This window comes from Salinivibrio sp. IB872 (assembly GCF_001995345.1).
GTDB lineage: Bacteria > Pseudomonadota > Gammaproteobacteria > Enterobacterales > Vibrionaceae > Salinivibrio > Salinivibrio proteolyticus.
The window spans coordinates 1-26,033 of sequence record NZ_MUFO01000041.1; the positions used below are offsets into that span (position 1 = coordinate 1).

The following is a 26,033-nucleotide window of genomic DNA, read 5'->3' on the forward strand; positions in this document are numbered from 1 at the left end:
ATCAAACATCGCTTACCCTCCTTGGGCTAGGCGAAAAAGTTGACCGGGTGCCAGATAGATATCGAGCATTTGAGTCAATAAAAACCAGAAGCTGATAGCAAAAGGGACTGACGCCAAGAGAATGACTTTGGGACGCCGCCGCCAAGAGAATGACTTTGGGACGCCGCTCACCAAGTAACCAATAACCGCCAGAAAGAAACAGCGCGGTGGATACCAAAAAACCGACCCATTTCAGCGCAAGAGAAAACGCGACCATCAATAATAAAAGTTTACCCATGAGCCAAAAGTCGTAGCCGGTTAATGAAAGCCTTGAGTGTCGACTTTTTGTGGCGGTGAGCAACTGCAGTAGCGCGAGCACACCCCCTAATACGGCAAGAAAGTTGGGGAGGGTTCGGGCATGAAAGGGCTGAAACTCATCGCCAGGAATAAGTGCGATTTGATTAGCGTAATAACTGTAAGCAAGCGAAAAGCTCAGAAATATTAGGCCGCCAATATGGTCTTTGGTTATCGTCATTGGAGTTCCCTCTCTGGATGAACCAATAAAATGGAGAAGCAGCGCGCCAAGAAGCATGGCGACGCTGCGATAGGGCGATTACATGAAACCAAGTTCAGTCATCAATGCGCCTATTTCTTTTTCCTGTTGTTCAAGAAAACGCATGAATTCATCGCCAGGCTTATAAATTTCGGTCCAGCCGTAGCGATCACGCACGGATTTCCACTCAGGTGTGTCATACATTTCACCCAGTACTTGTGCATACTCTTCTGCACGCGCTTGACTGATATCTGGGGAGCCAAAAAAGCCACGCCAATTTACAAACGTCGCGTCGTAGCCAAGCTCTTTGAGGGTGGGAACATCGGATGCAACGGGAGAGCGCTCTTCTCCTGTCATCGCCAGGATGCGAACTTCGCCTGCTTCTGCAAGGGTCAACGCTTCACTCAAACCGGTTGATAGCACCTGAGTTTCGCCTGATAGCAACCCTGCCATGGCTTTTCCTCCGGCATCATAGGCGAGGTATTTGACTTGTCGTGGGTCGCCGCCACCTGCTTTAAAGGCGAGCGCTGCCACTAAGTGATCCATACTGCCGCGCGCTGACCCACCGGCAACAGAAACGGAACGAGGATCGTTATTGTATTGTTCCACAAGATCGGTAAAGCTCTGGTATTTCGAATTTTTTGGTACAACGAACGCTGCATAATCACCAATAGTGGCCGCTACTGGGGTTAAATCACGAAACGATTGGGGAAAAACTTTGGCAAGAGAGCGGATCACAATCGGTGTAGAGTTAACCATTAACGTGTCGGTAGATTGCTCAGCGGTTTGGGTCAGGTACGCAATGGCCTTACCACCGCCACCGCCGGACATGTTTTCGTACGAAATCTGTTCGACAAGCTCAGATTTAGCAAGAGCCTCCCCGACACCACGTGCTGTGCTGTCCCAACCACCACCAGCGCCGCCTGGTACCAGAAAATGAATGCTGTCGACGTTCGCTTGGACGTTAATGCTTAGCGCGGCGGCTATCACACCTGCGATAACGGCTGTTGATTTACCTTTTCGATCTAGCTTGAACATTGTGCTTCCTCATGTATTGCTTGCTTCCTCATGAGGACTGTAATGCTGTTGTTGGGTGCTTTATATATTGTAAAAATAATGTGAATAAAAAGTATTTTGGTGGTTTTGTTCATAATGTTCACTGCAATAAAAACATAACGCAGATAAACTAACGGGACATGAGAATGCTTGGGTGAAAGGAGCTCACCACCACAATGCGTCAGTTTCTCTCATTGCGTCGCTTGAAGCTAAAGCAGCGCATGATATTGATTTTAGGTACTATTGCGATCCTGCAAACAGGGGCGCTTGGCTATTTTACTATCAATTACCTCGATAGAGTGCTCAATGAGCAAATTGGTCAGCAAGCGATGCGGGTCGCGATGACGATCGCGGCGATGCCTGACGTAGTCGCTGCAGTCTCCAATGATAACTCAACATTTTTGCAACCTCTGAGTGTTGAACTTGCGCGTTCTGCACAAGCTCGGTTTGTCGTGTTTGGCAATGAAGCAGGGATTCGGCTCGCTCATCCTTTACCTGACCGTCTAGGGAAATCGATGGCTGATGATGATGGAGATACCAATGCCTCCGCACTGATTCATGGCCAAGCATATATTGCGCAAGCTGAGGGAAGTGTGGGTTGGTCTGTACGCGGAAAAGCGCCTATTTTCAGTCCTGACGGGAAATCGATTGTCGGCATTGTCTCTGTGGGGTATTTACTAGATACTGTTGATGCGATCGTCATTCATCACACCAGTACTATGTTCGTCGCTATCCTCGCAGCCTTTATCTTTAGTGTCATTACCGCGATCTTTTTCGCTAATCATTTTCGTCGAGAGATTTTCAATCTTGAGCCAGAGCAAATTGCCCGTCTTTTTCAAGAGCGTAATGCGACACTAGAAACCGTTCGCGAAGGGATTGTGGCGATTAACCAATCTGGGCATATCACCACATTCAACCGCGCAGCCATAAAGACGCTCGCGTTACCAGAAGACCAGGCCTACATTGGTCGTCATATTACAGATGTATTACCCGATACCGGGATGGAAACAGTACTAGCGGAGGGACAGCCTGATTTTGACCAAGAGATTTGGCTTCATCATCAAAACCTCATTGTTAACCGGATTCCACTGCGTCAAAACGACATAATCACGGGGGTCGTGTCTAGCTTTAGGTTGAAAGACGAGGTGGATTTGGTAAGCCGTAAGCTAACGCGAATCAAACAGTATGCTGAATCCTTGCGCAGCCAAGCACATGAGTACAACAACAAACTACATACTCTTGCTGGGCTGATTCACATGGGAGCGACAAATGAGGCGCTGCGAATGATCGGTCAGGAAACCTCTGGCCACCAGTCTTTTATCCAGCGAGTGATGCAGGTTACCTCGGATAGTATTTTGGCCGGGTGTCTGTTGGGTAAATATAATCGAGCGAAAGAACTAGGTTTACGATTATCGGTTGATAAAGAAAGTCATATGCAAGACTTGCCAGCGACATTGCCGCGCGAGCAGTTGGTCAGTATTTTGGGTAACCTAGTGGATAACGCTTTGGAGGCAACGCTGGAGCATTATGGTCCTGGTGGTCAGGTGACATTGAGTTTTACTGACTACGGGAAAGAGCTCATTTTGGAAGTGAATGATCAAGGTGTTGGGTTATCTCACCAGCAAGCAGAGGCGATATTCACACGTGGATACACGACAAAAGGCATCGATGGTCACGGTATTGGTTTGGATTTAGTTCAGCGTCAAGTTGCACACCTAGGTGGTATCGTAACAGTTGAGCCGAATATGCGTGATAAGCAAGGCACATTCTCAGGAAGCCGCTTTACGGTTTATATACCTAAAGCTAAATGGCAAGGGCTCGAAAAACATCCATATCAGGACAACACATGACAGAATTAATCAGTATTGTCATTGCAGAAGACGAACCGAAAATTGCAGAGATTCAGCGTCGCTTTATCGATAAAATCGAAGGGTTTGATGTAGTGGGAATTGCCCATAACTTGGATGATGCAAGAGACTTGCTTGATGTATTTCGACCTCAATTACTGCTTCTCGACAATCAGTTCCCCAAGGGCACAGGACTGGAGTTACTAAGGGAACTGCGCGCCAAGAGTACGCATACAGATGTGATATTGGTGACGGCAGCTAAGGAGGTAGAAACCCTCCGCACCGCCATGCATAACGGTATATTCGATTATATTTTAAAGCCTGTTGTTTTCGAGCGATTAAAAACGTCGTTAAACCAATATTCTACATATATTCAAAAGCTTGCAAACATGGATTCACTCATTCAAAGCCAAGTTGATGGCCTACTGGCGTCGGGTGTAAAGGAGAAGGGCGAACCTTATTCACCGCGACTACCAAAAGGCATCGACGCGATTACACTGAATAAAATTCGTGAGGTTTTAAATGCTCCCACGATAGCGCTAAATGCCGAGCAGGTTGGGCAGCAAATTGGCGCGAGCCGAACAACGGCGCGTCGTTACTTGGAATATATGGTCGGAAGAGATGAGCTTTGCGCTGAAGTGGCTTATGGTAGCGTCGGTCGCCCGGAGCGACGCTACCACAAATCATAATGCTGTTGTGACAGTGTTGTTTTCTAAACTATGTAGCGTCAATTACCTTGGCCGGCTGATACCGATTTTTTAACTACCGTTTCTCATCGCCATTTTTCGCTGGTAACTTTCACATTCACAATGAAGCATTGCCGCATGATGCCAGGGAAACGGCGCCAATGATTCAAGGCGCCATCAAGTCGGGTGACTTAGAAAATTGGAAACGAGAGTTTAAAGTGTTTTGCTATCGTGATTTGTAATTGTCTTTCTCAATCTTGTGCTTTTTCATCCTTAAGTACAGCTTTTTGCGTGGAATATGCAAATGATTAGCAACATCATTAACTCGCCCTGAGTACAAAAAAAGCGCATCTTCTATGAGCTGCTTTTCAAAATCGTCAATCAAATCATTCAATGGAAGCTGACTCTCACTTTGTGAGTAGATACGCTCTTTACCCGTTAACTTAACAATTCCGATTGCGTACAACTCAGCAACATTTCTTAACTCACGAATGTTGCCGGGCCACCGGTAGCCTCTCAGCAGGGTAAGATAACTAGAGTCGACATTTGGCAATGGTATGCTTAATTTCTTACAACTCAGTTTTAAGAAGTAATGAAATATCGTCACGATGTCATCAGGGCGCTGACGCAGTGGCGGTACGTGAAGCTCGCCTTGGTTGAGCAGATAGTACAGCTCCGGCAGTAATTGATTTCTGGTGATGTACTTTTCAGGTTCTGAGTCAAAAATCGTTACAACGCGCAGATTCTTTTTCCCACTACGTTCCCGAGCCAGTAATGATTGAGCCAGATGTCGTTGCCTATCTTCAGGTAGTTCAGGCAAATTCTCTAACACAAGTAAATACGACTGCTGCTTGTCGATGGCGTTATCAATACTATCCGTTGTTGTGGTTGCGCTAAGTACAAGAGAGCTATACTCTGTTTCTTCACTCTTTGACATCATGTCTTTAATTAATCTCGCGACACTATGTCGCCCAGTGCCCGACTCACCGTAAACTACCACGTGCGTGTCCAGTAACGCGTATTGGGCAACAAGCTTGCGGATCTGTGCCATATGCGCAGACTTGCCCATTAATGAGCTCGAAATAGATTTCTCCGCCTGTAACTGCAATTCCACCTGGCAGCTTCGAGTTTCAAGCTGCTGTTTAACTAGCGTTACGAGCTCCGCAGGGTTAATCGGTTTTTCTAAAAACTCACACGCGCCCTGCTTTACTGCATCAACCGCCATTGGAATATCGCCGTGCCCAGTGATCACAATGACAGGGATTCGCTCATCGACGTTTTTGATCATCCGAAGCAGTTCTAATCCATGCATTTGCGGCATGTACATATCGAGAATAACAACGCCCGCCCACTCTGGAGAGACGTATTGCAGTGCTTGTGTTGGATCGTTAATGGCCTTTGACTTGATTGATGATATGTTCATCAAATACGAATAAGAGTCCAAAACATCCTGATCATCATCGACCAATAATACTGAATATGGGTTATTGCTCATTAGGTAACTCCAACACAACCATCGCACCTTTTTCTAATGAGGAAGCGAGGTAGATACTTCCTTGATGCTTTTCTATTAATGACTTACAAATGTTCATTCCCAACCCCAGACCGACCTCTTTTGTCGAGACAAAAGGCTGGAAAATCCGCTGCACGATATCTTCGCCAAAGCCAATACCGTTGTCACTGATCGCAATCATTGTGGTTTGGCTGGTTCGTTCCACCAGCGCCATTTGAATCCGTCTTTGTTCGTCCCTTGTGATTTCCATCAACGCATCACAACTGTTTACTAGGACGTTAATGAATACCTGTTCTAGCGCCAACATATCGCCTTGCACTTTTACATCATCAGGTAACTGGTTTTCTATGATGATCTGTTGACGCTTCGCTCGCGTGTTCACAATGGTGGATGCTTGCTCCGCCACCTCATGAACGCTTACAGACTTCACTTCTCTTTCACCTTCTGGCTTGCGAGCGAACTGGCGCAAACTGTTGATGATCTTACTCATCCGAGTCGCCAAACCTTCGATGTGGGTAATGGATTCACCAACCTTTTCTGGATATTCCTGTTCAAGGAACATTCTCGCGCTGTATAAATACGTCGACATCGCATTTAATGGCTGATTAAGCTCATGCGCCAAACTGGTCATGGTTTGCCCTACAACCGCCATTTTTGCAGCTTGAATCAACTCATCTTGCGTCTTTTTAAGATTGTCTTCGGTGCGAATACGCTCTTCGATTTCGTTTTCTAACTGCTGGTTTTTCAGCAGCAAATCTTGCGTTTTTTCTAACACTCGACTTTCCAAGGTACGCGTAGTCATTTCTTGATGAGTGACATCCGTAATGGTCATGATTAGTTTGTATTCAGCACCATGAGCGAAAGGACGAATATCGAAACGCACATACTTTGGCTTCTCGTCTCCAAGTGACAATGTCACATGAATTTTACCAAGTTCAATCCACAAATGAGAACCATTGAATACCTTTTTCAGTTGTTCTCGACAGCTCTCTGGGAAGTACTCCCAAATCGGATAACTTTCGTTAACCTCACCAAGTTTCAATAATTTACGCGCACTTAAGTTTGCTGATTCCACAACACCATTGAGATCACTGGTAATCAAACTCGCCGTGGTGTTGTTGATTAGGCTCAAGGCGTTAGTCCGCTGAATTTCCTGAACCTTGTCACCATACTCGATGAGCTTTTCACTCAAGCGCCCGATCTCATCGTTGCCGTCTACCACAACCGGATGGCTCAGGTCGTTTTTGATGATGGCATCAATACTGTCACCTAACCCTATCAAACGTGCCACAATGCGGCGGTTGATGAAGTAATACGTCAAGAACATGCTCGTCATGATCGACAAACTAAAGCAGACGATCAAAACGTGGTTGCCATAAGACACACGCTCGGCGGTTTCACTCTTCACCTGTTTGAACGTTTGGTCCGCAGTGGAAACCAGTTCACCGATTTGTTGATGAATTGCATCCATGCTGAGCGCGATTTGCTCTTGTATTTTCTGAATATCGCCGTTCAGCGTCACTAATGACATCAATTGTTTATCGAACGCGCCTTCTGGACTCAACACAACCACAAGTTCTTGCAATAACTGTTTGTAAGCGATTGAGGTTGGCTGATTCATTAAGGTTGTGCTGCTTTCTTGCAGATCCATCAAGCGAAAGTGAATCACCTTCATCCCATTGTCGACCTGCTCAGGCATTGATGCGCCAGCAACATCAATCGCCATGTCGTACACCGCTGATTCAATATCGATGACCCGTTGCAAAGTACTCAATTGTACCAGCAAGTTTTGAATTTCTTTTGAATCGTTTACCCGCTCAATCTGCCAATGCACTTCTTGTCGAACCGGCTTGAGCTCAGAGCGAATATCTTGGTGAAGCCAGTTAATCTGCTCCATCAGTTGGTCGACGCGGCGAGTTTGATCGATACGAGTTGAAATCATATCCACGTACTTTTCCAGTAGCGAGGCAAGGCCAGCTTCCGATTCGAGCAATTGATAAAACTCCGAGTTCATCTTATTACTTGTCAGAACTGTCGAAATTGAAGCCAGTTGCTTGTTGATCTGAATGGCTTGTTCAGTCAGCTGAACTTTATTGTCCACCGCTTCAAGTGCTTCAACACGGCGATTAATCTCACTGGTTTTGCTTTCGAGAAAATAGCTGGCGTTGTATTTAGGCACACTATCTTCCAGCAAGAGGCGCACCTGACTGTCCAGGCTATTCCATGTCGCCCAAGCGACCAAACACACCACGGTAAGCAAGAGCGTACTGCAAGCAAAAGCGGCAATTAAGCGGGCGCCAATGGTTTTGTATTTCGGGTATAACACTACTTCTCTTTACCTCGCCATTGGGCCAATTGCTGATTTGCGTTGTCCAATTTTTCCGACATCGCACGCCCCAATTCATGGGAAAACTCAGCCAACAACGCTTGGTAGTGCGTCATGCCAACTTCGGAATCTTTATCCATGGTCGACAGCTTTTGCGCAATTTGGGTTACTTGCGCTTTGCTCAGTGGCAATTCAAACAGTTGTTTTTCAATGGCTTGTAGCGAACGTTGTTTCTCTGGTTTTCCGGCGGCGAGTCGATTCAATTTAATGAGCGAGAGCCAAGCGTCTTGAAGCTCCGGAAGACGCTTGGTGATCGCGGTATCAAAAATCAAGTTGATTAACGCTTCGCGTGGCATTACCTGTTCTAGGTCGAGGATGGGATTTTCTCCACCGTATCGAGCCGTATCGTCAAGCGCTGTTTTGGAGAAGGTGCTGCTTTCCATCTGCTCTTGTACTTCTTTCGAAAGCAAGTGAGCAATAAAGGACTCTGCCAACTTATCACTCTTGCCCCGATTGATTTGTGCAATATAAGTAGGCATCAGCGTAAAGTCTTGATCATAAGCAAAGCCAACGTAGTCGAACTTGCGTTGCGCAATCAGTGCGTAGCTGTCGATCGTTGGCCCAATACCAAACTTACCTTTGGCGATGTAATCCGCCACTCCAAAGCTGCGAGAAGAGATCGTCGCGAGGTTCGCGCCCACATTGAGTAAAATCCGCCAGCCCTCTTGCCAACCATATTGACTAAGCACACTCTCGACCATCAATTGCGTGGTTCCGGAGCGGCTTGGTGTACTCATGGTGACGTGACCAAAGTACAGTGGGTTGGTCAGATCTTGAAAACGCGTCGGTTCTGGTAAATGGTTCGCGGCCAAATAATCTTTGTTCCAAACAATCCCGGCGCCGGAGTATCCAAACGCTACAACTTGATCGTTATTGGGTAATAGATAAGGCGACAACCATTTCGGCACTTGCACACGCGACGACATACCAGCCAAACGATGTTCATTAGACAGCTCTTGCATCAGAAACGGCGACGAGCTCAACACCAAGTCGATATCCTTCATGTAGCTTTTGCTGAGCAATTGCAGGCTCGATTGAGTGCGTCGGTGAACAACTCGGACTTCAGCATTAGGGTAGTGTTGCGTAAAGTCATCCACCAAAGCAGTGATCGGTGCTTGAGAGAAGGTCGTGAGTATCACCAACTCTTTTTCTGCTGCCATTGTGAGCGGTGCATAAAGCGCCGCACTAAGAAGTAAACGACGCCCAAATTGCTTGAAATCAGCCATCAAATTAACCAAAAACCTTAAATAATGTGCGGCAACTCAAATCTATGAAAGATTGTCAAAAGATCTCGCAGAGTATGTTTGAGTCACTATTGACGCACTTCAACCAAAACTAAGCATATTCTATCAGTAACAAGTGTCAGCCTAACGTTCTAAATTCCCGTTTTTGACTCAACCTAAATATCAACATGGGTCAATTCTGTCTCAAATTCACGCCTTTGTACTGTGCAATCTGTCACTTCAAGATAGCCCTGCAACAAAACATTTGTGATTAAAACTTGGAGTGCAAGATGTTTGATTTCTTTAAAACACGCCCTGACCTCCCTCTTTCAGATGGCTCGAAAGAGGAAATGCAAGCGCGTTTCAAACGCTACCAATGGCATGTATTTTTAGGCTTGGTTTTCGGTTACGCCGTCTTCTACGTAGTTCGTATGAGTTTAGGTGTTGTTAAAAAACCAATGCTAGATGCAGGCATCGTAACCATCGAAGAACTCGGTATCATGGGTTCGGCTTTTTTCTTCACTTACGCTTTTGGTAAGTTCTCGAACGGCTTCCTTTCTGACTATGCCAACATTGGCCGATTTATGTCGTTCTCTCTACTACTGTCTGGTATCACAGCAGTATTCATGGGTTTGAACACCACGGCATTCTTCTTTGTTCTGCTTTGGGGTTTAAACGGTTGGTTCCAATCTGTTGGTTCAGCACCGTCTTGTGTGTCTTTGTTCCAATGGTTCTCACCAAAACAACGTGGTAGCCGTTACTCTATCTGGGGTGGCTCACGTAATATCGGTGAAGGTATTACTTGGATCCTAACAGCGTCTCTAGTGAGCTACTTCGGTTGGCGTGCAGGTTTCATCGGTGCGGGTATTGCAGCGATTGCAGCAGCGATTTGTATGTTCTTCATCTTAAAAGATCGCCCACAAACTTACGGCTTGCCGGATTCAGCAACTGCGTTTGACGAAGAGCCTGAGATTAAGAAAAAGAACGACCCGAAAGAAACTCGTCGCGCTCAAATGTTCATTATGAAGCAACCGACCGTTTGGCTAATTGCAGCAGCGTGTGCAGCGATGTACATCTCTCGCTACGCGATGTCTTCTTGGGCAGTGCTTTACCTACAAGAAGCTAAAGGTTATTCACTTATTGACGCCGGCTTCGCAATGTCTACATATCCTATCACGGGTTTAGCAGGTGCAATCTTATCAGGCATCATCTCTGACAAGCTATTCAACTCTAACCGCCATATCCCGACTCTACTTTACGGATTGGCGAACATCGGTGGCATGTGTTTGATGTTCTTCGGCCCAGATAACCGCATTGTTGACGCGGTTGCACTAGGTTTGATCGGTTTCGCTATTGGTGGTCTAGTTGTCTTCCTTGCTGGTCTGACTGCATGTGACTTAATGCCTAAGAATGCTGTAGGTGCAGTTAAAGGTTTTATCGGCCTATTCTCTTACATCGCTGCTTCTGGCCAAGAGTTAGTATCTGCTTCTCTTATCAAAATCACTGAGGTTGATGGCGTAACCAAATACGACTTCTCACAAGCGCAATATTTCTGGCTAGCCGCTGGTGTAATTTCTCTGCTTCTTGCTTTGACTGTTTGGAATGCGAAGAAAGTGGTTGATATTGACCCAGTTGAAGAAAAAGAGCTAGAAGCTCGTCCTAGTCACTAATCCTGACTAAAGTGGGAGGCAGCTCCCGCTTACTTATCCAATATCTTAAGTTCTTTTGCAAAGACAGCTTACGAAATTGATAGCCCCCTATTTCTATTTTCCTTTTAATGTGTCGATTGAGGTGACAAATGTGTAAAACCAAAATTGTGGCTACGCTAGGCCCAGCAAGTGAAAGCCGAGAAACACTAACTAAATTGATTCGAGCAGGTGCTAACATAGTCAGGCTCAACTTTTCTCACGGAACGGCGCAAGAACACATTGCCCGCGCGAATTTAGTTCGTGAAATTGCGGCCGAACTCGACACTTATGTTGGTGTGTTAGTCGATTTACAAGGCCCTAAGATTCGTATTTCTTGCTTCGAAAATGGCGCAGTTCTACTCAATCAAGGCGACGTATTCACGCTGAGCGGCACACTTGACGCACAATCTGGAACCCAAGAAATGGTTGGACTTGATTACCCAGAGCTGATTCAAGACGTGAACGAAGGCGATATTTTGTTGCTAGATGATGGCCGCATTCAGCTAAAAGTAAGCCAAGTACACCGTGACGAGCAGTGGATTAAAACCACAGTATTGAACAGCGGTAAATTGTCTAACCGTAAAGGCATTAACTTGTTAGGTGGCGGTCTTTCCGCTCCGGCTCTTACCGCGAAAGACATTCAAGACATCGACACCGCAGCTAAACTTCGAGCCGACTTCCTTGCCATTTCTTTCCCGCGCAATGCACAAGATATCGAATACGCTCGCAGCTTGGCGCAAAAAGCAGGTTGTCACGCCAAGATTGTCGCAAAGGTAGAACGCGCAGAAGTGGTTGAAACCAAAGAAGCGATGGATGATGTCATTAAAGCATCAGACATCATTATGGTTGCTCGCGGCGATTTAGGCGTAGAGATTGGCGACGCACGACTGCCAATGGTGCAAAAATCATTGATCAATCGTTCTAAACATTGGGGTAAGCCAGTCATTACCGCGACCCAAATGTTGGAATCGATGACCGAGAATCCTCTCCCAACTCGCGCTGAAGTGTTAGACGTGGCAAACGCGATTATCGACGGAACAGACGCCGTGATGCTGTCGGCGGAATCGGCGGCGGGCAAATACCCAATCGAAGCGGTCGAAGCCATGGTTCGCATCGCACAAGGTGCAGAGCAGGAGCTGGAATGTAACCATGACTGCTGGGATACTCTGCAACACTTATGTTCTAACCCAGGCAAAAGTTTCGCGCTTTCATCAATGATTTCGGCTTCTCGCGTTCATCAAGATCTTGGCGTTGCGATTTTAACCCAACATGGTGAAACGCCGCTGTTGATGTCTCGCTGCCAAAGTAAAACTAAGATTTGGGCCCTGAGCGACAACCCAGCTTTACTTGCACAAATGACTATTCTACGCGGTGTTGAACCTTTGTATTTCAAAGCAGCAGAAAGCCACGTCGATCTCGCGTCACAGTTAATGGAATGCTTACGTCAAAAGGCCAAAGAAGCGCATATTTCCTCCATTTTGATGACCCAGCTCGACTCCATCGAAGGCATGGGTGAAATCAACGCTTGTCGCTTGCTGAGCTTGAATGTGTCTTCTCACATGAAGCCAGCAGAAGAAATCGCAGCTTAGGTTTGCCTTCCTTTAGCCAAGCTCGACCTTGAATTTCTTCTCCTATAACTTGCTCCACAGGGAATCGACCTGCCATTTGGCAGGTCCTTTTTGTGTGTCAGCTTCGCTGGGCAAACACGTCAGGTCGAAATAAACCTGAATTGCCCCGACTGAAGGATAGATAATCTGAATCCTAGCGAGAGACGCTATCACTTTACCCCAACACCGTCTGCAAATCATGGGTCGCTTGGTCGAGATCCCCAATGTGCTCGCGTACCCAATCAGGGTTGTAATAGGTGTCTAGGTAGCGCTCGCCGCTGTCACACAGCAAGGTGACAATAGAGCCTCTCTCGCCGTTGGCGCGCATTTCATTGGCCAGCATCAAGACGCCGTATAGGTTGGTACCGGTAGACGCGCCGGCTTTGCGGCCAAGCTGGCTTTCTAGCCAATGAATGGTGGCGATACTGTGAGTGTCCGGCACTGTGGTCATTCTATCAATCACGCCGGGAATAAAGCTGGGCTCGACACGTGGTCGTCCAATCCCTTCAATGCGGCTGCTTTTATCGGTGGTCAGTGCACTGTCGCCGGTGAGGTAGTAATCGTGAAACACCGAGTGCTCAGCATCGGCCACCATCAGCTGAGTGGGTTGGCAACGATAACGAATGTAGCGGCCAATGGTTGCTGAGGTGCCACCTGTGCCCGGACTCATCACAATCCAGCGAGGGATAGGGAAGCGCTCGTACTGCATTTGATCAAAAATGCGGTTGGCAATGTTGTTATTGCTACGCCAGTCGGTCGCTCGCTCGGCATAGGTAAACTGATCCATGTAGTGGCCGTTTAGCTCTTTAGCAAGGCGGCGAGACTCGGCATAGATCTGATCGGACCGCTCGACAAAGTGCGCTTCACCGCCATAAAAACGGATTTGTTCAATCTTCTTACACGCAGTGTTTTTGGGCACTACGGCAATAAAACGCAAGCCAAGCAAGCGGGCAAAATACGCTTCAGAAATGGCAGTACTGCCTGATGAGCTTTCAATGATGGTGGTGTGCTCATCAATCCAACCATTACACAAGCCGTACAAAAACAGAGAACGCGCCAAGCGGTGCTTCAAGCTACCGGTCGGGTGGGTGCTCTCGTCTTTGAGATAGATATCAATGTCTGTAAAGCTAGGGAGATCGAGTTTAATTAAATGGGTATCTGCAGAGCGTTTAAAGTCGGCTTCAATCAGGCGAATCGCGTTACCGACCCAAGTATGGCAAGGATGTGAGGTTGTCATCATGCGTCTCCGAATGCGTAATTAGCACCAGTTTACGCAAAGCATGGGATAAAAACCTTGCTATTTTTGCTCTATAATGACGCCAAAAGAGAAAAATGAACTCTTAAATAATACTTAATGGAAATAGATTTTCATGACTGTCACTTTAGATGAGATAGATCGCACGTTACTCGCGGCGCTGCAGGAAGATGCAAACTGGTCTGTGTCCGCGCTGGCCGAACGGGTGAATCTAACCACGACCCCCTGTTGGAAGCGGCTGAAACGGCTGGAATCACAAGGAGTGATCCGCGGGCGGGTGGCATTGCTTGACCCCGAAACCGTTGGCCTCGCATTTACCGCCTTCGTCCACATCAAAACCAATGACCACAGTGAGCAGTGGTACAAGACCTTTACCGAGGTGGTAACCGAGTTCCCTGAGGTGATGGAATTCTACCGCATGGCAGGGGAGTATGATTACATGATGAAGGTGCAGGTAGCTGATATGACTCGATTTGATCATTTTTATAAAAAGCTGGTCAATTCTGTGCCAAGTCTGAATAATGTGACATCAACATTCGCCATGGAAGCGCTTAAGTACACCACCGCCTTACCGATCCGATAGGTCGTTCTGATGATAAAAAGGCGGGGATAAAAAGGAGACCTCATGAAGGTGTTTTGGCAGTTAGGCTGGTTTTTTAAACGTGAATGGCGTCGTTATGTCGGCGCCATGATTATTTTGGTATTTGTCTCTGTCTTCGAGCTCATTCCACCGATGGCCGTGGGCCATGTGGTTGATGGCGTGGTCGCGGGAGAGATTTCGACTGAGTTACTGATGTGGCTACTCGCGGGTATGCTGGCCATTTGGGTGGTGGTGTATGTGCTACGCATTGTGTGGCGAGTCTGGCTATTTGGTGCCGCGGCCGAGCTAGGTACTGTGCTGCGCAACCGGCTTTATGATCATTTTACTCGCCAATCCCCGCATTTTTTCCGTCGCTACCCGAGTGGCGATATCATGGCGCGCTCTACCAATGATGTAAAAGCAGTGGTAATGACCGCCGGTGAAGGGGTTCTGACCGCTGGGGATTCTATTATCACAGGCGCGGCCGTGCTCATTGTGATGGTAAGCCAAATCAGCTGGCAGCTGACGCTGTTAGCGCTGCTACCGATGCCGGTGATGGCGGTGCTGGTTAATCGCTTTGGCCGTCGTTTGCACCATACGTTCACCGAATCACAAGCGGCATTTTCTGAGCTGTCAGAGGTGAGTCAGTCCTCACTGTCAGCAGTGCGTATGGTGCGTGCATTCGGCTTAGAGCAGCATCAAATGAATCAGTTTGATCAAGTCGCCGATCGCACTGGGGAGAAAAACCTCGCGGTAGCGCGGGTTGATGCACTGTTTTCGCCGGTGATCCAAGGCACCATTGGCGCCTCGTTTTTCCTAACCGTCTCTGGCGGCGGCTACTTGGTCGCTAACGGTGAGATTTCGCTTGGGGATCTTACCGCATTTACCTTGTATCAAGGTTTGATGATTTGGCCGATGCTCGCGGTGGCGTGGCTGTTTAATATCATTGAACGTGGGCGTGCCGCTTGGACGCGGATTGATGCGTTGCTACAAGAGCAGCCGGACATTGTTGGCGGTGACACGCCGCTGCCTGACACCATGCAGCCGTTGACGCTGGCGATTGAGCAGTTTAAGTGGCAACCGGATGACAGTTTTGCCCTCAAAGATATCCATGTGACGCTTCCGCCTGGAGCCATGTTGGGGATTGCCGGCCCAGTCGGCAGTGGTAAATCAACTTTGTTGCAATTGCTACTTCATCTGACCCAGCTTGAAAAGGGCGATATTCGCTATGGTGATGTGTCGATAGCGGAGGCTGATTTGTCGTCATGGCGACAACGTTTCGCGGTAGTGACGCAGACGCCGTTTTTGTTTTCGCGCTCGATTGCGGAAAACATCGCCCTTGGTCGTCCGGATGCAACTCAAGCAGAAATCGAGCAGGCGGCGACACTTGCCTGCATCGATGAAGACATCCGTCAGCTGCCGCACGGGTATGAAACTGCGGTGGGTGAAAAAGGGATCACTCTATCTGGCGGTCAAAAGCAGCGTATTTCGATTGCCCGCGCCTTGTTGGTGGAAGCGGAGTGTTTGATTTTGGATGATGCCTTGTCGGCGGTTGATGGTGACACCGAGCACCGCATTTTGCAGAACCTGCAACAGCATCAGCATACCCGTACCACGATAGTGATTGCCCACCGCTTATCGGCACTCGAAAATGCCGATGAAATTGTGGTGCTCAGCCACGGGCAAATCCGAGAGCGTGGCCAGCATCGCCAATTGATTCAACAGCCAGGATGGTATCAAGAAATGCACCAATATCAGCAGCTGGAAGCGGCATTGGAAGCCGATGAGGAGCCGCGCCATGACTAAGCGAGAGATCTTATTTCGATTGCTAGGCTACATGCGCCGCGACAGGCGTCAATTTGTGATTGCCACGATTTTCTTGCTGGTGGCGGCGGTGGCAGAGGTGACGGGCCCTTACTTGGTGCAAATATTTCTCGATAACTATGTCGCCAAAGACCATTATCCGGCGGTGATCATGTGGGCACTGGCAGTCGGTTATATCGTATCGACCATTGTCTCCGCGGGCTTTCAGTATCAGTACGAGCTGCGTTTTAACACCATGGCGGTGGCCATCATTCAACGTATTCGTAAAGCGGTGTTCGCCAACGTGATTAAACAGCCTCTGTCAGCGTTTGATTATGTGCCAATGGGGCGGATTGTATCGCGTTTGACCAATGACACCGAGTCGTTGAAAGAGCTGTATGTGTCGGTGCTTTCAACCTTTCTACGCAACATCGCGCTGATTGGGGTGATGCTGGTGGCGATGCTGATGCTCAGTGTGCAACTGACAATGGTGGTGCTGGTACTACTGCCTTGTGTGGTACTGGTGATGGCGCGCTATCAAAAACGCTCCGCGCCTGCGTATCGTCGGGCACGAGACCGGCTGGCGGACATCAACGGGGTGATGAACGAATCTGTGCTTGGCATGAATTTGATCCAGCTAATGCAGCAAGAACGGGCGTTCTCCTCGCGATTCAGTGATATGACCGCGGATCACTTGGATGCCATGGTCACCATTCAGCGCCTTAACGGGATCTATCTCCGCCCTTTGATTGATTTATTGGCGGGGGCCGCGTTGCTGTCTTTGGTGGCTATCTTCGGTTTTAGCGGCACAGCAGTGATTGGGGTTGGGGTGCTGTACGCCTTTTTAAGCTATTTGGGGCGGATCACCGAGCCATTAATTGAAATGATGCAGCAACTGTCACTGCTTCAGCAGGCTATCTCGGCCGGTGAGCGGCTTTTCGAAATGATGGATACGCCGCCTGAGCAATATGGTCATGACACCACGCCGATCCCTGATGGTGCCATTGCACTGCAGAATGTGTCGTTTTCCTATGATGGCGAAACACCGGTGTTGTCAGACGTGAATGTAGACGTCCCTGCCGGCGGCTTTCTGGCGTTGGTGGGACATACGGGCAGCGGTAAATCAACTTTGGCGTCGCTACTGATGGGGTTTTATCGCGCAGGCGAGGGGACGCTGACGCTGGGTGGATTACCAATTGAAAGCTTGAGTCATCAAAGCTTGCGTGAGGACGTTGCCATGGTGCAACAAGACCCACACATGTTGACGGGGAGCTTGCGAGAAAACATCGCGCTGGGACAGACACTGGATGATGAAAAAATTTGGCATGCACTCGAGCAAGTGGCGCTGGCAGATTACGTGAAAGGATTGCCAGCGGGGCTGGATACCTTACTTGGTGAGGGCGGAATGACCTTTTCTGCCGGTCAGCGCCAGCTGTTGGCTCTGGCGCGGGTGTTGGTGCGTCAGCCTAAAATTCTGATCCTCGATGAAGCCACCGCCAATATCGACTCTGGCACCGAAGAGCTTGTGCAACAGGCGCTGAACAGGTTACGTCAACAGATGACAGTGGTAGTGATTGCGCACCGCTTATCGACCATTGCTGAGGCCGATAACATCCTCGTCTTGCATCGTGGCCGCGTGATTGAGCAAGGGCGTCATCAAAGCCTGCTGCGTCAGCAAGGCCGCTACTGGCAGATGTATCAACTCCAGCAAGCCAGCGCGCATTTAGCCGCATTAGAGGAAGAGGCGCAGGTGTAGCGGTTCAGTCATGGGTGAAACAGATAAAAAGGGGCGCAATGCCCCTTTTTTGTATTGCTCAGACTCGTTCACGCTCGAGACGTTGATGGTTAGGAGAGTTTACGCATCAAGCCTTCTTGGGTCGCTGAGGCGATAAGATCGCCTTGCTGATTGAAAAGTTCGCCGCGTACAAAGCCACGCGCACCACTGGCGGAGGGGCTTTCAATCGCAAACAACAGCCACTCATCCATTCTAAACGGACGGTGGAACCACATGGAGTGATCAATGGTGGCCACTTTCATGCCCGGCGTAAGCAGCGTCACTGCGTGAGGCTGCAAGGCCGTGACCAAAAAGCCCCAATCGGCGGCATAGCCAAGTAAATACTGGTGGACATGAAAATCGTCTCCCACTTCACCATTGGCGCGGATCCATAAATATTGCTTAGCCGGCGCCGCATGGGGCTTTAGTGGGTTGATCACCGTGGCAGGTCGCACTTCGATCGGCTTGTCGCCCCCAAACGCTTTGACCACCTTAGGTGGCAGCTTGTGGGCGATATCATTGACTAGCGACTGCTCCGAGCGCAAGGTCTCGGGCGCTGGCACGTCGGTCGGCATGGTGTTTTGATGCTCAAAGCTTTCTTCCTCCTCTTGATAAGACGCCGTCAAATAGAAGATGGGTTTGCCGTTTTGCACCGCTTTGATCCGTCGCGTACTGAAACTTTTTCCGTCTCTGAGTATCTCAACGTCGTAGATGATCGGCTGCTCAGGATCGCCTGGGCGCAGAAAATAACTGTGGAATGAATGCAAAAAGCGATCAGGGTCGACCGAGGTTTTAGAGGCCGATAGGGCCTGCCCAATGACCTGCCCACCATACACCTGTGGCAGTCCAAGGTTTTCACTTTGACCTCGGTAAAGGCCAGTATCTAACCGCTCAAGCTGCAGTAATTGTAAGAGTTCTGTCAGTGGTTGGCTCATAAGTCCTTGATACGTGCTATGCTTCCAGTGTTATTGATCAAGCTATCATAACCTTAGCGTTTTTGCCGCATTCAAACGCGTACCAGTGAGGATTCTTTAATGAAGAAACTATCGTTTCTGTTGTTCGCCTTATTCACTGCCCTAGTGTTTACTGCCTGTTCAGGGAATAGTCAACCTAATGATTTAGCGAGTGTTTCCGGCACTTTAGTGTATCGTGAGCGACTTGCTTTACCTGAGAATGCCAGCGTCACGGTCCGTTTGGTAGAAATGAAAAAAATGGGTTCACCCGGTAAAGAGATTAGCCGACAATCATTCGTAACCGAAGGCCAGCAAGTGCCTATTCACTTTTCACTGAATTACGATCCGAGCCAAATTTCTCTAACACACACATACGTCGTCACGGCACAAATTGATGTGAACGAACGCCCGCTGTTTATCACCAATACCATCAATAAGGTGATCACGGATACGAATCATACCTTTGATCCCACCCTGACACTGGTGCGAGTCGGCAACTAATCACTACACTGAGAAGAGTGAGTGGAGCACAAGGAGTGTGCATGCGGATCTCTTCTTTGCTTTGGCCTGCGTTGCTTGTCGCCATTGCAGCGGCAGCCAGTTTGGTCTCCGGTTTTTCGTTATCCAGTTGGGCGATTTTCGTCCCAGCTGTTTTTTTCTTTTACCCCGAGACACTCACGAGTTGGTTACTTGTGTTGGCGATGGGGGCGTTTGCCTATGCCATGCCCCAGCTGCCTGCATTGCTCAGTGCAACCAGTTTACTGATGCTGCCCGCCTTGTCATTGTTGATGAACCCCTTGCGGCATCTACATGTCAAACTATTGCTGGGCTCAGTGATGATTGCGATGCTGACTGGTATTATGGCGCTGCAATCGGAGGCAAAACTCGCCGGTTCATCTTGGGTATTCACTGTCTTGCTGCTGGGATTAGTCGTGGCATGGGGCGCGCTACAGCAATGGCGCTCGTACATGCCACCTCGGCAAAGTGCATGGCTTTTGCTACCAGTGCTTGCCGTGCTGCTTGGTTGGCCGACTGCGCTTTGGTGTGTTTCGGTTGTGGCGGTGATCTGGTTATTGCAGTGGATAGGGCTGACGCCACGGTTTGCCTCCTCGCGTCCCATCGCTTTACATGTATTACCTTGCGTTCCTTTTTTGGTGATCACGCTAGTAACACCCTCACAACTTACCATGTCGCTTTTGGTCGCGTGGGCAACGATGCTAGCGGCAATTTGGATCGGGGAATACTTGTTTTTGGAAGAGCCGGACGACTGACCGGGTGGATATTGCTCATAAGATCAACAGTTAAGCGGCGAAGCTATCAATCCTCCTTGCATTGCATCCAGCCATGCCACATAATGCCCCGCAGTTAAGCAAGCTTAACGACATATCGATGGAGGCCTCCTTGGTTCTCCCGCAACACTATCTTGTGTACTGGGTCAGGTCCGGAAGGAAGCAGCCCGCGCTTGGGACGTGTGTGCCGGGATGCAGCTGGGGAGGCCTCCGCCCTTTCTGCTCTTCGCTTTTCTCTTATTCTTCGTCGCGTACCCTTCAATCCATTTATGCGATACGCTTCATTGATAACGTTGATGTTGACACTCGGGTGACACAGCCCCTTACCGCTTAGCTATGATTTAATCATTAGTCGTAATGATAGGTCTGGGGAGAATCGATTGGGTTTTCGAGCGTTAGCCGCGTTACTGTTCGCTTTACTAAGCAGTCAAGTGGCGGCCAGTGAGCTACAAACGCAACTCAAGGGCTTTTATGATGAAGCGTGGCAGGCCGGTCATTTGGTGGTGGCTCAGCCTTCGCTCAATGCGTACTCGCAAAACCTGCTGCAAAGCCAAGCACAGTACCCCGATTTTACGCATTTTAACTGGCAAGATCTGGTTGCATTGCATCAGGTGACGCAGCGGTGTCAAGCCAATCCCCGCATTGTCGATCCCCAGTTATTGATTGCGCAGCGCTTTGAACTTGCTTTGTGCAACGGTCAGTCATTACCGCCAGCATGGTTTGTGGAAAATCCGTTATTGCACCCAGCGGGAGGCAGTTATGCGGACCGTTATCTTGCCGCCTATCCGACGACATCACCACCATCTGACATTCTCCAACGGCTGACCCTCGATAACCCACAGCATCCCCTACATCAGTCATTGAGTGACCTAAGTGCGCAAGGGCGTGACGCGTTACTGAGTGGCTATCGTGCCTATCTAGATAATCATCAGCTGTGGTTGAATGGCGAATTGGGGTGGAAGGTATTGCCTCAATCTGTGTGGTCGCCGATTGCAGAACRTTATCGACTCAGTTTGTCGACGGAGTCGACYGGCTGTGACTATCGCTATGGCAATATTTGCAACCAACTCCAYCCGGCTTATCAAGGTGTATTTACCGCGATACTCGTGCTGGTCTGTATTGCCTTAGTCATCGGGCTTGCGCGTAGTGTGTATGATCGTTATCAACAGCGCCGAGAGCGACAGTTTATACTTCAACTGCTAACGCATGAGTTACGCACGCCAATTGCCAGCTTGGGGTTAACCGTCGAAATGCTGCGCAACCAATTCGATCAACTCAGCGAAGATGCGCAAGATGTATTGTGGCGATTGTTGGCTGATCATCAAAGGTTGAGTCAATTGACCGAAACCAGTAAAGGTTATCTGAGTACGGATAAGAGTGAACAGTTTAAGACGCAAACGGCATCGCTGTCTGATTGGCTCGATCACGTGTGTGACCCCTTTGATATTGACTATACCCTCGAGGACGATCGCACGCTGACGTTACCCTTCTATTGGTTATCGATTTGCTTGGAAAACTTGATTAAAAACGCGCACCAACATGGTGGGGAAACCGTATGGATTCGTGTGTGTGTGGGAAAACGTGTCCGTGTTTGTGTCTACGATGATGGTGTGTTTCCGTCATGGTGGCAGCGATTATGGCGGCGCTGTCGGGCGCCAACCTCGGAACACAATATGGGCATTGGATTGTTTTTGGTGGCGCGTTTAACGCGTCAAATGGGCGGAAAGCTATTGATAAAACGGCACCCGACTTGCTGTATCTTGGAGTTACCCCAATGAGCCACGTGTTATTGATTGAAGACGATAAATTATTGGGTGAGGGCCTACGTCAGTTTTTAGAAACGCAAGGTTTCAACTGTACTTGGTTGATGGAAAGCGCAAAGGTTGAGAAGCATTGGTATCACGCGGACTTAGTGATCTTGGATCGCCAATTGGCAGACGGCGATAGCTTGGCGCATCTCCCTACTTGGCTGGCATTGAAAGCGTTACCTGTCATCGTATTAACCGCCAAAATTGAAGTTGAACAACGGGTTGAAGGCTTAATGGCGGGCGCTAAAGACTATGTGGTCAAGCCATTTGCGCATCAAGAGCTGTTGGCCCGCATTTATGCTCAGCTTCGTCCTTTGGGAGAGAGTCAACTGCTGTATGGCAGTATCAAGGTCGAGCCCGGTTCACGTGCGGTATACTGGCAAAATGAAGCGATCACGCTAAAACCCAAAGAGTTTGATTTATTACTGTTGCTTTTACAAAACCAAGGTCGGGTGTTCCACCGCGAGGAGCTCCTTAATAAAATCTGGGGTTATCAAGCCTTTCCGACGACTCGAACCGTGGATAACCATGTCTTGCGTTTGCGGCAAAAACTCCCGGACCTTGCCATCGAGACTCACCGTGGGGTGGGGTATAGGTTGATAGCACAATGATGTGGCATCGTCTCGGTATCGCAGCCCTTTGGGGCTTGACTAGCATCAGCGCGCAGGCTGAGCAATCTTGGTTTACGGATACGCCTATGCGCGAGGCTTATCAGGCGTTGCTGGTCGAACAGCCCACATTGGCTTGGCAAGAGTTGATGTTTGCGCTGACGCAAGTGCCCGTTGATGAGTCGCACTGGGCGGCGCTAAAACATGCCATTATTAATCAAACTGATTGTGGACAGCGTTTGACCGAGCCTAATGGCAAAGGGCTCCCTCATGGTTTGACCATCTCTTTTGTACGTCGCGCAGGGGCGTCGAGTCTGGGCTATGAAATCAAGCTCTCGGCGGAGCAGGTGGCAAACACAACGCGAGTCACGCTTATGGATCCGAGTGGACAAACGGTGTTAAGCGCCACACTCACGGCGCAAGCCAGCTATCAAGAGATTGAGTCGGGCCAATTGTTTACCCAAGTGGATCCGGGCGTTTACGAACTCAAGCTAGGTAATCAGCATTACAGCTTAGTGATTTACGGACTCCCGCGTCGTCCTTGGGTACAACTGACCGGGCATCCTGATATGCAACTGGCGATTGATTTGCCGACAACGCCGCAAAGCTGTGCCCCTGCCACGGCGTATTGGTTATGGCTGGACGATGCCTATCGTTGGGTGGATCAAGCGCCGATTTATGCCTCTGGACGAACCGCTGAGGGTGCATTACCCGTTAAGGTTGATTTGCCGACGTCTCCGCCTGCTACTGCAAGCCATTTGAGTGCAACCGTGAGTCACTTTGAATACCAAGGCGCGATCAAGGTGAGCTATGTTGAGCGATTGGCACTCCCCCTACCCAATGCTGTCGAGCGCACTGACGCAGTGAATAGCGAATAAAGAGACAGCGAGGTGACAAATAAGGTACGAGGTTGGCATTTAATAGCGCGCTGATATCAACTGGAGACATCGCGTGAACCTATCATCTTTTTATTGTTCTTGTGTTGCGTTGAGCTTGACGCTATTCAGCTTAACTCCCTACGCAGCGCCTCTCACTTTGACCCATCAAGAGACACACGTCACCATTAACCCTAGCGATCTGAGGATGCACTGGGACAGCCTACCCATTAATGACGCTAATTTGGCGGTGGGTCAGCAGCCCCAGCAGGTGGTGGATGTACGTCATCCAGCGCCCAATCAATTTAACTGGCGCTGGGAGCCAGCTAATATCGAGGTGTCTGCCACTTTGGACGACGCGTTAACGTTATCCATGTCTTTGGATGACAACGCCCAAGTGGCGCGCCAACACCCTGTTACATTGCATTGGTTTGATCTACCGGATCAGGACACCCAGACATTATTATTACCGTTTAGCGAAGGAATGCGAGTACCCACAGATCATTCGCAGTGGATTGATTATTTACAGGCAAGCCGAGATGGGTCTAATACCACGCAGGATTTAAAGATGCCGTTTTGGACTGCCCAAATAGGTAGCCAATATGTCAGCTATCATTTAGTCACTGCGACCAATAACCGACTGGGATTTGGGCGGGCGAATAAAAAACTCGACATGGGGGCGGCTCATACATTTACGCCTCTGAACCGTCACGACCCCTTTGTGGTGAGGGTCAAACCAGGCCAACATCCCTTGGATGGGGCGAAGTGGTACCGTCAGTGGCGAGAAGATAAGCATCAAGCAGTTTCATTGGCGGAAAAAGTGCAGCAAAACCCTGAAACGGCCAAACTAATTGGCGCGACCCATGTGTATCTATTTGGACGAGGGCCGCTTGCTCGAGATGATGTGAAGGATTGGTGGGGGCTTAAACGTTGGGCGCTTAATGCGTCATCATTGCCGTTTGATGATGAGACCAAAGCGGCACTCGGGGAGCTTTCAAGTGAGCAAGGCTGGTTTAGCCAATATCATAAAAACACCTTGGTGAATGGCATTAATCGTGCGTTGGCAGAGGCCTTTCCGGTGACCGCGCCTACGGAAAAAGACAATACCATCAAACAGCAGTACCAGACCGCGCAGCAACGTAAAAAGTGGTTAGCCGCGCGCGCAGGACAGCACCTTAAACCGGCTGAACAGTGGGGGCAGGGGCTTTCCACTGAGATGATCGACAGCTTACAAAAAGCGGGTATCCGTCAATTATGGTTAGGCTTGGACAATTGGATGCCGGCATTTTATCAGCCGCACGTCGTTGAAAAGGCCAAGCAAGCGGGCTATTTAATTGGTCCCTATGACTCCTACAATACCGCGATCCCACGTGGGGTGAACGATAGCTGGCTGACTGCACAATTACCGGATGCGATGCGCACATCGTGTGCGATTGAACAGCGCAATGGTAAATTGAAAAAAGGGTTTCGTGACAACGGCTTCTATCTCAACCCAGCATGTGGTACCGATTATGTTACACAGCGCGTCGCTGATATTATTAAATATGGACGCTTTAATAGCTTGTTTATTGATGCAGATGCCACTGCGATGGCGCGAGAAGACTATCGTCGCGATACCCGCGAGGCTGATATGGTCGCTGCATTTAACCAACGTATGCAATCACTTGCACAGCGTCACTCTGTGGTGTTGGGATCGGAAGATGGTAATAGCTTGACCACGCAGGGTATTGCCTTTGCACATGGTTTAGAAACGATTGGTTTTGGATGGCGGGATGAAGACATGAAGTCTAATCGCTCTTCGCCCTATTACCTTGGCCCTTGGTTTCCTGACAACAAGCCCGCCTTTTTCTTTCAGTCGGCGAAAGTGAAGCCGCTTTATCAAGCTCTTTTGTTTGATCCGCAATATCGTATTCCACTTTATCAAGCGGTGTTCCATGATGAGGTGATCAATAGCCACCATTGGCATAGCGATAGCCTAAAGTTTACCAATGTGCGTGCTGAGAGAGACTTAATAGCCATGCTTTATAATGTGCCCGCCATGGTGCATTTAAGTCGTGATGAAGCAACGTCGCCATCGCAACCTCGGATTCGTGCGATTAAACATTACCAACAGGGCTTTATGCCAATTCATCAAGCCCTTTGGGACAAAGCCTTGGTGGACTTTCGCTGGTTGGACGAACGCGGACGCGTGCAGCAGACCCAATTTAGCGATGGGTCGACGCTAACCGCCAACTTTACCGACCAACCAGTCGGTATGTCAGACATCACTGTGCCCGCAAAAGGTTTGGTGGCGCAGTTGAGTGATGGAACGCAAGTGGTTTGGTCTGTGTCTCAGTAGGATTAAGGTGCGCTAACAGGATATAAGAAAGCCCGCATTGCGCCTGTCTCTTGATCACATCTCAGAGGTCAAGAGACTGGGCTAGTAGGTAACCTTCAAGGATGGTTTGTAACATAAACCATCCTTCCCATAACCTTTCCCAGCCAACTCGGCCATTACGTTTTGAGTCATGCCAACCGGCTAACTTCCCGAGGTTAATGTACGCCCAATAC

At 48.9% G+C, this 26,033-nt stretch carries 20 protein-coding genes, 1 other RNA gene and 1 pseudogene; 14 read left to right on the plus strand and 8 right to left on the minus strand.

Translation table 11 applies throughout. The features are described from left to right. Window position 1: 1 nt before the first annotated feature. Window positions 2-514: a tripartite tricarboxylate transporter TctB family protein gene (locus tag BZJ18_RS13915; RefSeq protein ID WP_241824980.1), complete on the minus strand. Its 513-nt coding sequence runs from the start codon at window positions 512-514 to the stop codon at window positions 2-4. A 78-nt stretch (window positions 515-592) separates the two neighbouring features. Beyond that, window positions 593-1,570 carry a tripartite tricarboxylate transporter substrate binding protein gene (locus BZJ18_RS13920; protein WP_077457619.1) on the minus strand — a complete coding sequence of 326 codons (978 nt, stop codon included), beginning with the start codon at window positions 1,568-1,570 and terminating at the stop codon, window positions 593-595. Window positions 1,571-1,764: 194 nt separating this feature from the next. Here BZJ18_RS13920 and BZJ18_RS13925 point away from each other — a divergent pair, with 194 nt between their 5' ends. Continuing rightward, a complete protein-coding gene (locus tag BZJ18_RS13925) occupies window positions 1,765-3,438 on the plus strand; it encodes an ATP-binding protein (RefSeq protein WP_077457621.1) in 1,674 nt (557 codons plus the stop codon). Then, window positions 3,435-4,124, plus strand: coding sequence for a response regulator (locus tag BZJ18_RS13930; protein ID WP_077457623.1), 690 nt, complete (start codon window positions 3,435-3,437; stop codon window positions 4,122-4,124). The genes BZJ18_RS13925 and BZJ18_RS13930 overlap by 4 nt, the downstream gene beginning before the upstream one ends. Window positions 4,125-4,347: 223 nt before the next feature. Here the strand turns inward: BZJ18_RS13930 and BZJ18_RS13935 are convergent, their stop codons facing one another. From BZJ18_RS13935 to BZJ18_RS13945, 3 genes are read right to left on the minus strand one after another with little or no spacing between them, the layout of a single operon-like run. Beyond that, a complete protein-coding gene (locus tag BZJ18_RS13935) occupies window positions 4,348-5,616 on the minus strand; it encodes a sigma-54-dependent transcriptional regulator (RefSeq protein ID WP_077457625.1) in 1,269 nt (422 codons plus the stop codon). Next, on the minus strand, window positions 5,606-7,960 hold the full coding sequence (locus BZJ18_RS13940) for an ATP-binding protein (RefSeq protein WP_077457627.1): 2,355 nt from the start codon (window positions 7,958-7,960) through the stop codon (window positions 5,606-5,608). The genes BZJ18_RS13935 and BZJ18_RS13940 overlap by 11 nt, the downstream gene beginning before the upstream one ends. Continuing rightward, window positions 7,960-9,246 (minus strand): ABC transporter substrate-binding protein, encoded by a 1,287-nt coding sequence (locus BZJ18_RS13945; protein ID WP_077457629.1) that lies wholly within the window; start codon window positions 9,244-9,246, stop codon window positions 7,960-7,962. The genes BZJ18_RS13940 and BZJ18_RS13945 overlap by 1 nt, the downstream gene beginning before the upstream one ends. Window positions 9,247-9,533: 287 nt before the next feature. On the opposite strand from BZJ18_RS13945, the gene BZJ18_RS13950 reads away from it, so the two are divergent. Beyond that, on the plus strand, window positions 9,534-10,913 hold the full coding sequence (locus tag BZJ18_RS13950; protein ID WP_077457631.1) for an MFS transporter: 1,380 nt from the start codon (window positions 9,534-9,536) through the stop codon (window positions 10,911-10,913). A 128-nt stretch (window positions 10,914-11,041) separates the two neighbouring features. Continuing rightward, window positions 11,042-12,520 carry a pyruvate kinase gene (gene pyk, locus BZJ18_RS13955; RefSeq protein ID WP_077457633.1) on the plus strand — a complete coding sequence of 493 codons (1,479 nt, stop codon included), beginning with the start codon at window positions 11,042-11,044 and terminating at the stop codon, window positions 12,518-12,520. Window positions 12,521-12,713: 193 nt separating this feature from the next. Here pyk and BZJ18_RS13960 read toward each other — a convergent pair whose 3' ends face one another. Further along, the gene (locus tag BZJ18_RS13960) at window positions 12,714-13,775 is read right to left on the minus strand and encodes a PLP-dependent cysteine synthase family protein (RefSeq protein ID WP_077457635.1); all 1,062 of its coding nucleotides are present in this window, start codon (window positions 13,773-13,775) and stop codon (window positions 12,714-12,716) included. Between the two features lie 133 nt (window positions 13,776-13,908). On the opposite strand from BZJ18_RS13960, the gene BZJ18_RS13965 reads away from it, so the two are divergent. From BZJ18_RS13965 to BZJ18_RS13975, 3 genes are read left to right on the plus strand one after another with little or no spacing between them, the layout of a single operon-like run. After that, window positions 13,909-14,376 (plus strand): Lrp/AsnC family transcriptional regulator, encoded by a 468-nt coding sequence (locus tag BZJ18_RS13965; RefSeq protein ID WP_077457637.1) that lies wholly within the window; start codon window positions 13,909-13,911, stop codon window positions 14,374-14,376. Between the two features lie 42 nt (window positions 14,377-14,418). Further along, a complete protein-coding gene (locus tag BZJ18_RS13970) occupies window positions 14,419-16,179 on the plus strand; it encodes an ABC transporter transmembrane domain-containing protein (RefSeq protein WP_077457639.1) in 1,761 nt (586 codons plus the stop codon). Continuing rightward, window positions 16,172-17,932: an ABC transporter transmembrane domain-containing protein gene (locus BZJ18_RS13975; protein WP_077457641.1), complete on the plus strand. Its 1,761-nt coding sequence runs from the start codon at window positions 16,172-16,174 to the stop codon at window positions 17,930-17,932. The genes BZJ18_RS13970 and BZJ18_RS13975 overlap by 8 nt, the downstream gene beginning before the upstream one ends. An 89-nt stretch (window positions 17,933-18,021) precedes the next feature. Here the strand turns inward: BZJ18_RS13975 and tesB are convergent, their stop codons facing one another. Next, complete coding sequence (gene tesB, locus BZJ18_RS13980) at window positions 18,022-18,885, minus strand: acyl-CoA thioesterase II (protein ID WP_077457642.1); 864 nt, start codon at window positions 18,883-18,885, stop codon at window positions 18,022-18,024. Window positions 18,886-18,984: 99 nt separating this feature from the next. Between tesB and BZJ18_RS13985 the strand changes: the two genes are divergently transcribed. The 7 genes from BZJ18_RS13985 to BZJ18_RS14015 all read left to right on the plus strand — a co-directional run bounded on the left by BZJ18_RS13985 (window position 18,985) and on the right by BZJ18_RS14015 (window position 25,821). Continuing rightward, a complete protein-coding gene (locus tag BZJ18_RS13985; protein ID WP_077457644.1) occupies window positions 18,985-19,404 on the plus strand; it encodes a YbaY family lipoprotein in 420 nt (139 codons plus the stop codon). Window positions 19,405-19,445: 41 nt separating this feature from the next. After that, complete coding sequence (locus BZJ18_RS13990; RefSeq protein ID WP_077457646.1) at window positions 19,446-20,174, plus strand: hypothetical protein; 729 nt, start codon at window positions 19,446-19,448, stop codon at window positions 20,172-20,174. A 128-nt stretch (window positions 20,175-20,302) separates the two neighbouring features. Next, window positions 20,303-20,399, plus strand: an RNA gene (gene ffs, locus BZJ18_RS13995) — signal recognition particle sRNA small type. 173 nt (window positions 20,400-20,572) lie between these two features. Continuing rightward, window positions 20,573-21,970, plus strand: a complete 1,398-nt coding sequence (locus tag BZJ18_RS14000) for an ATP-binding protein (RefSeq protein WP_077457648.1) — start codon at window positions 20,573-20,575, stop codon at window positions 21,968-21,970. Then, window positions 21,967-22,611, plus strand: coding sequence for a response regulator transcription factor (locus BZJ18_RS14005; RefSeq protein ID WP_077457650.1), 645 nt, complete (start codon window positions 21,967-21,969; stop codon window positions 22,609-22,611). The genes BZJ18_RS14000 and BZJ18_RS14005 overlap by 4 nt, the downstream gene beginning before the upstream one ends. After that, window positions 22,608-23,486, plus strand: a complete 879-nt coding sequence (locus BZJ18_RS14010) for a DUF2861 family protein (protein WP_077457652.1) — start codon at window positions 22,608-22,610, stop codon at window positions 23,484-23,486. Before BZJ18_RS14005 ends, BZJ18_RS14010 begins: the two co-directional genes overlap by 4 nt. Before the next feature lie 73 nt (window positions 23,487-23,559). Continuing rightward, window positions 23,560-25,821: a glycoside hydrolase gene (locus BZJ18_RS14015; RefSeq protein WP_241824981.1), complete on the plus strand. Its 2,262-nt coding sequence runs from the start codon at window positions 23,560-23,562 to the stop codon at window positions 25,819-25,821. 61 nt (window positions 25,822-25,882) lie between these two features. On the opposite strand, the pseudogene BZJ18_RS14020 reads toward BZJ18_RS14015, so the two are convergent. Beyond that, window positions 25,883-26,033: pseudogene (locus BZJ18_RS14020) on the minus strand (IS4 family transposase); the annotation flags it as partial.

What these genes read in the sequence shown, in the direction of transcription:
- BZJ18_RS13915 (WP_241824980.1), bottom strand. Translation starts at nt 514, where the DNA reads ATGACGATAACCAAAGACCATATTGGCGGCCTAATATTTCTGAGCTTT.
- BZJ18_RS13920 (WP_077457619.1), bottom strand. Translation starts at nt 1,570, where the DNA reads ATGTTCAAGCTAGATCGAAAAGGTAAATCAACAGCCGTTATCGCAGGT.
- BZJ18_RS13925 (WP_077457621.1), top strand. Translation starts at nt 1,765, where the DNA reads ATGCGTCAGTTTCTCTCATTGCGTCGCTTGAAGCTAAAGCAGCGCATG.
- BZJ18_RS13930 (WP_077457623.1), top strand. Translation starts at nt 3,435, where the DNA reads ATGACAGAATTAATCAGTATTGTCATTGCAGAAGACGAACCGAAAATT.
- BZJ18_RS13935 (WP_077457625.1), bottom strand. Translation starts at nt 5,616, where the DNA reads ATGAGCAATAACCCATATTCAGTATTATTGGTCGATGATGATCAGGAT.
- BZJ18_RS13945 (WP_077457629.1), bottom strand. Translation starts at nt 9,246, where the DNA reads ATGGCTGATTTCAAGCAATTTGGGCGTCGTTTACTTCTTAGTGCGGCG.
- BZJ18_RS13950 (WP_077457631.1), top strand. Translation starts at nt 9,534, where the DNA reads ATGTTTGATTTCTTTAAAACACGCCCTGACCTCCCTCTTTCAGATGGC.
- pyk (WP_077457633.1), top strand. Translation starts at nt 11,042, where the DNA reads ATGTGTAAAACCAAAATTGTGGCTACGCTAGGCCCAGCAAGTGAAAGC.
- BZJ18_RS13960 (WP_077457635.1), bottom strand. Translation starts at nt 13,775, where the DNA reads ATGACAACCTCACATCCTTGCCATACTTGGGTCGGTAACGCGATTCGC.
- BZJ18_RS13965 (WP_077457637.1), top strand. Translation starts at nt 13,909, where the DNA reads ATGACTGTCACTTTAGATGAGATAGATCGCACGTTACTCGCGGCGCTG.
- BZJ18_RS13970 (WP_077457639.1), top strand. Translation starts at nt 14,419, where the DNA reads ATGAAGGTGTTTTGGCAGTTAGGCTGGTTTTTTAAACGTGAATGGCGT.
- BZJ18_RS13975 (WP_077457641.1), top strand. Translation starts at nt 16,172, where the DNA reads ATGACTAAGCGAGAGATCTTATTTCGATTGCTAGGCTACATGCGCCGC.
- tesB (WP_077457642.1), bottom strand. Translation starts at nt 18,885, where the DNA reads ATGAGCCAACCACTGACAGAACTCTTACAATTACTGCAGCTTGAGCGG.
- BZJ18_RS13985 (WP_077457644.1), top strand. Translation starts at nt 18,985, where the DNA reads ATGAAGAAACTATCGTTTCTGTTGTTCGCCTTATTCACTGCCCTAGTG.
- BZJ18_RS13990 (WP_077457646.1), top strand. Translation starts at nt 19,446, where the DNA reads ATGCGGATCTCTTCTTTGCTTTGGCCTGCGTTGCTTGTCGCCATTGCA.
- BZJ18_RS14005 (WP_077457650.1), top strand. Translation starts at nt 21,967, where the DNA reads ATGAGCCACGTGTTATTGATTGAAGACGATAAATTATTGGGTGAGGGC.
- BZJ18_RS14010 (WP_077457652.1), top strand. Translation starts at nt 22,608, where the DNA reads ATGATGTGGCATCGTCTCGGTATCGCAGCCCTTTGGGGCTTGACTAGC.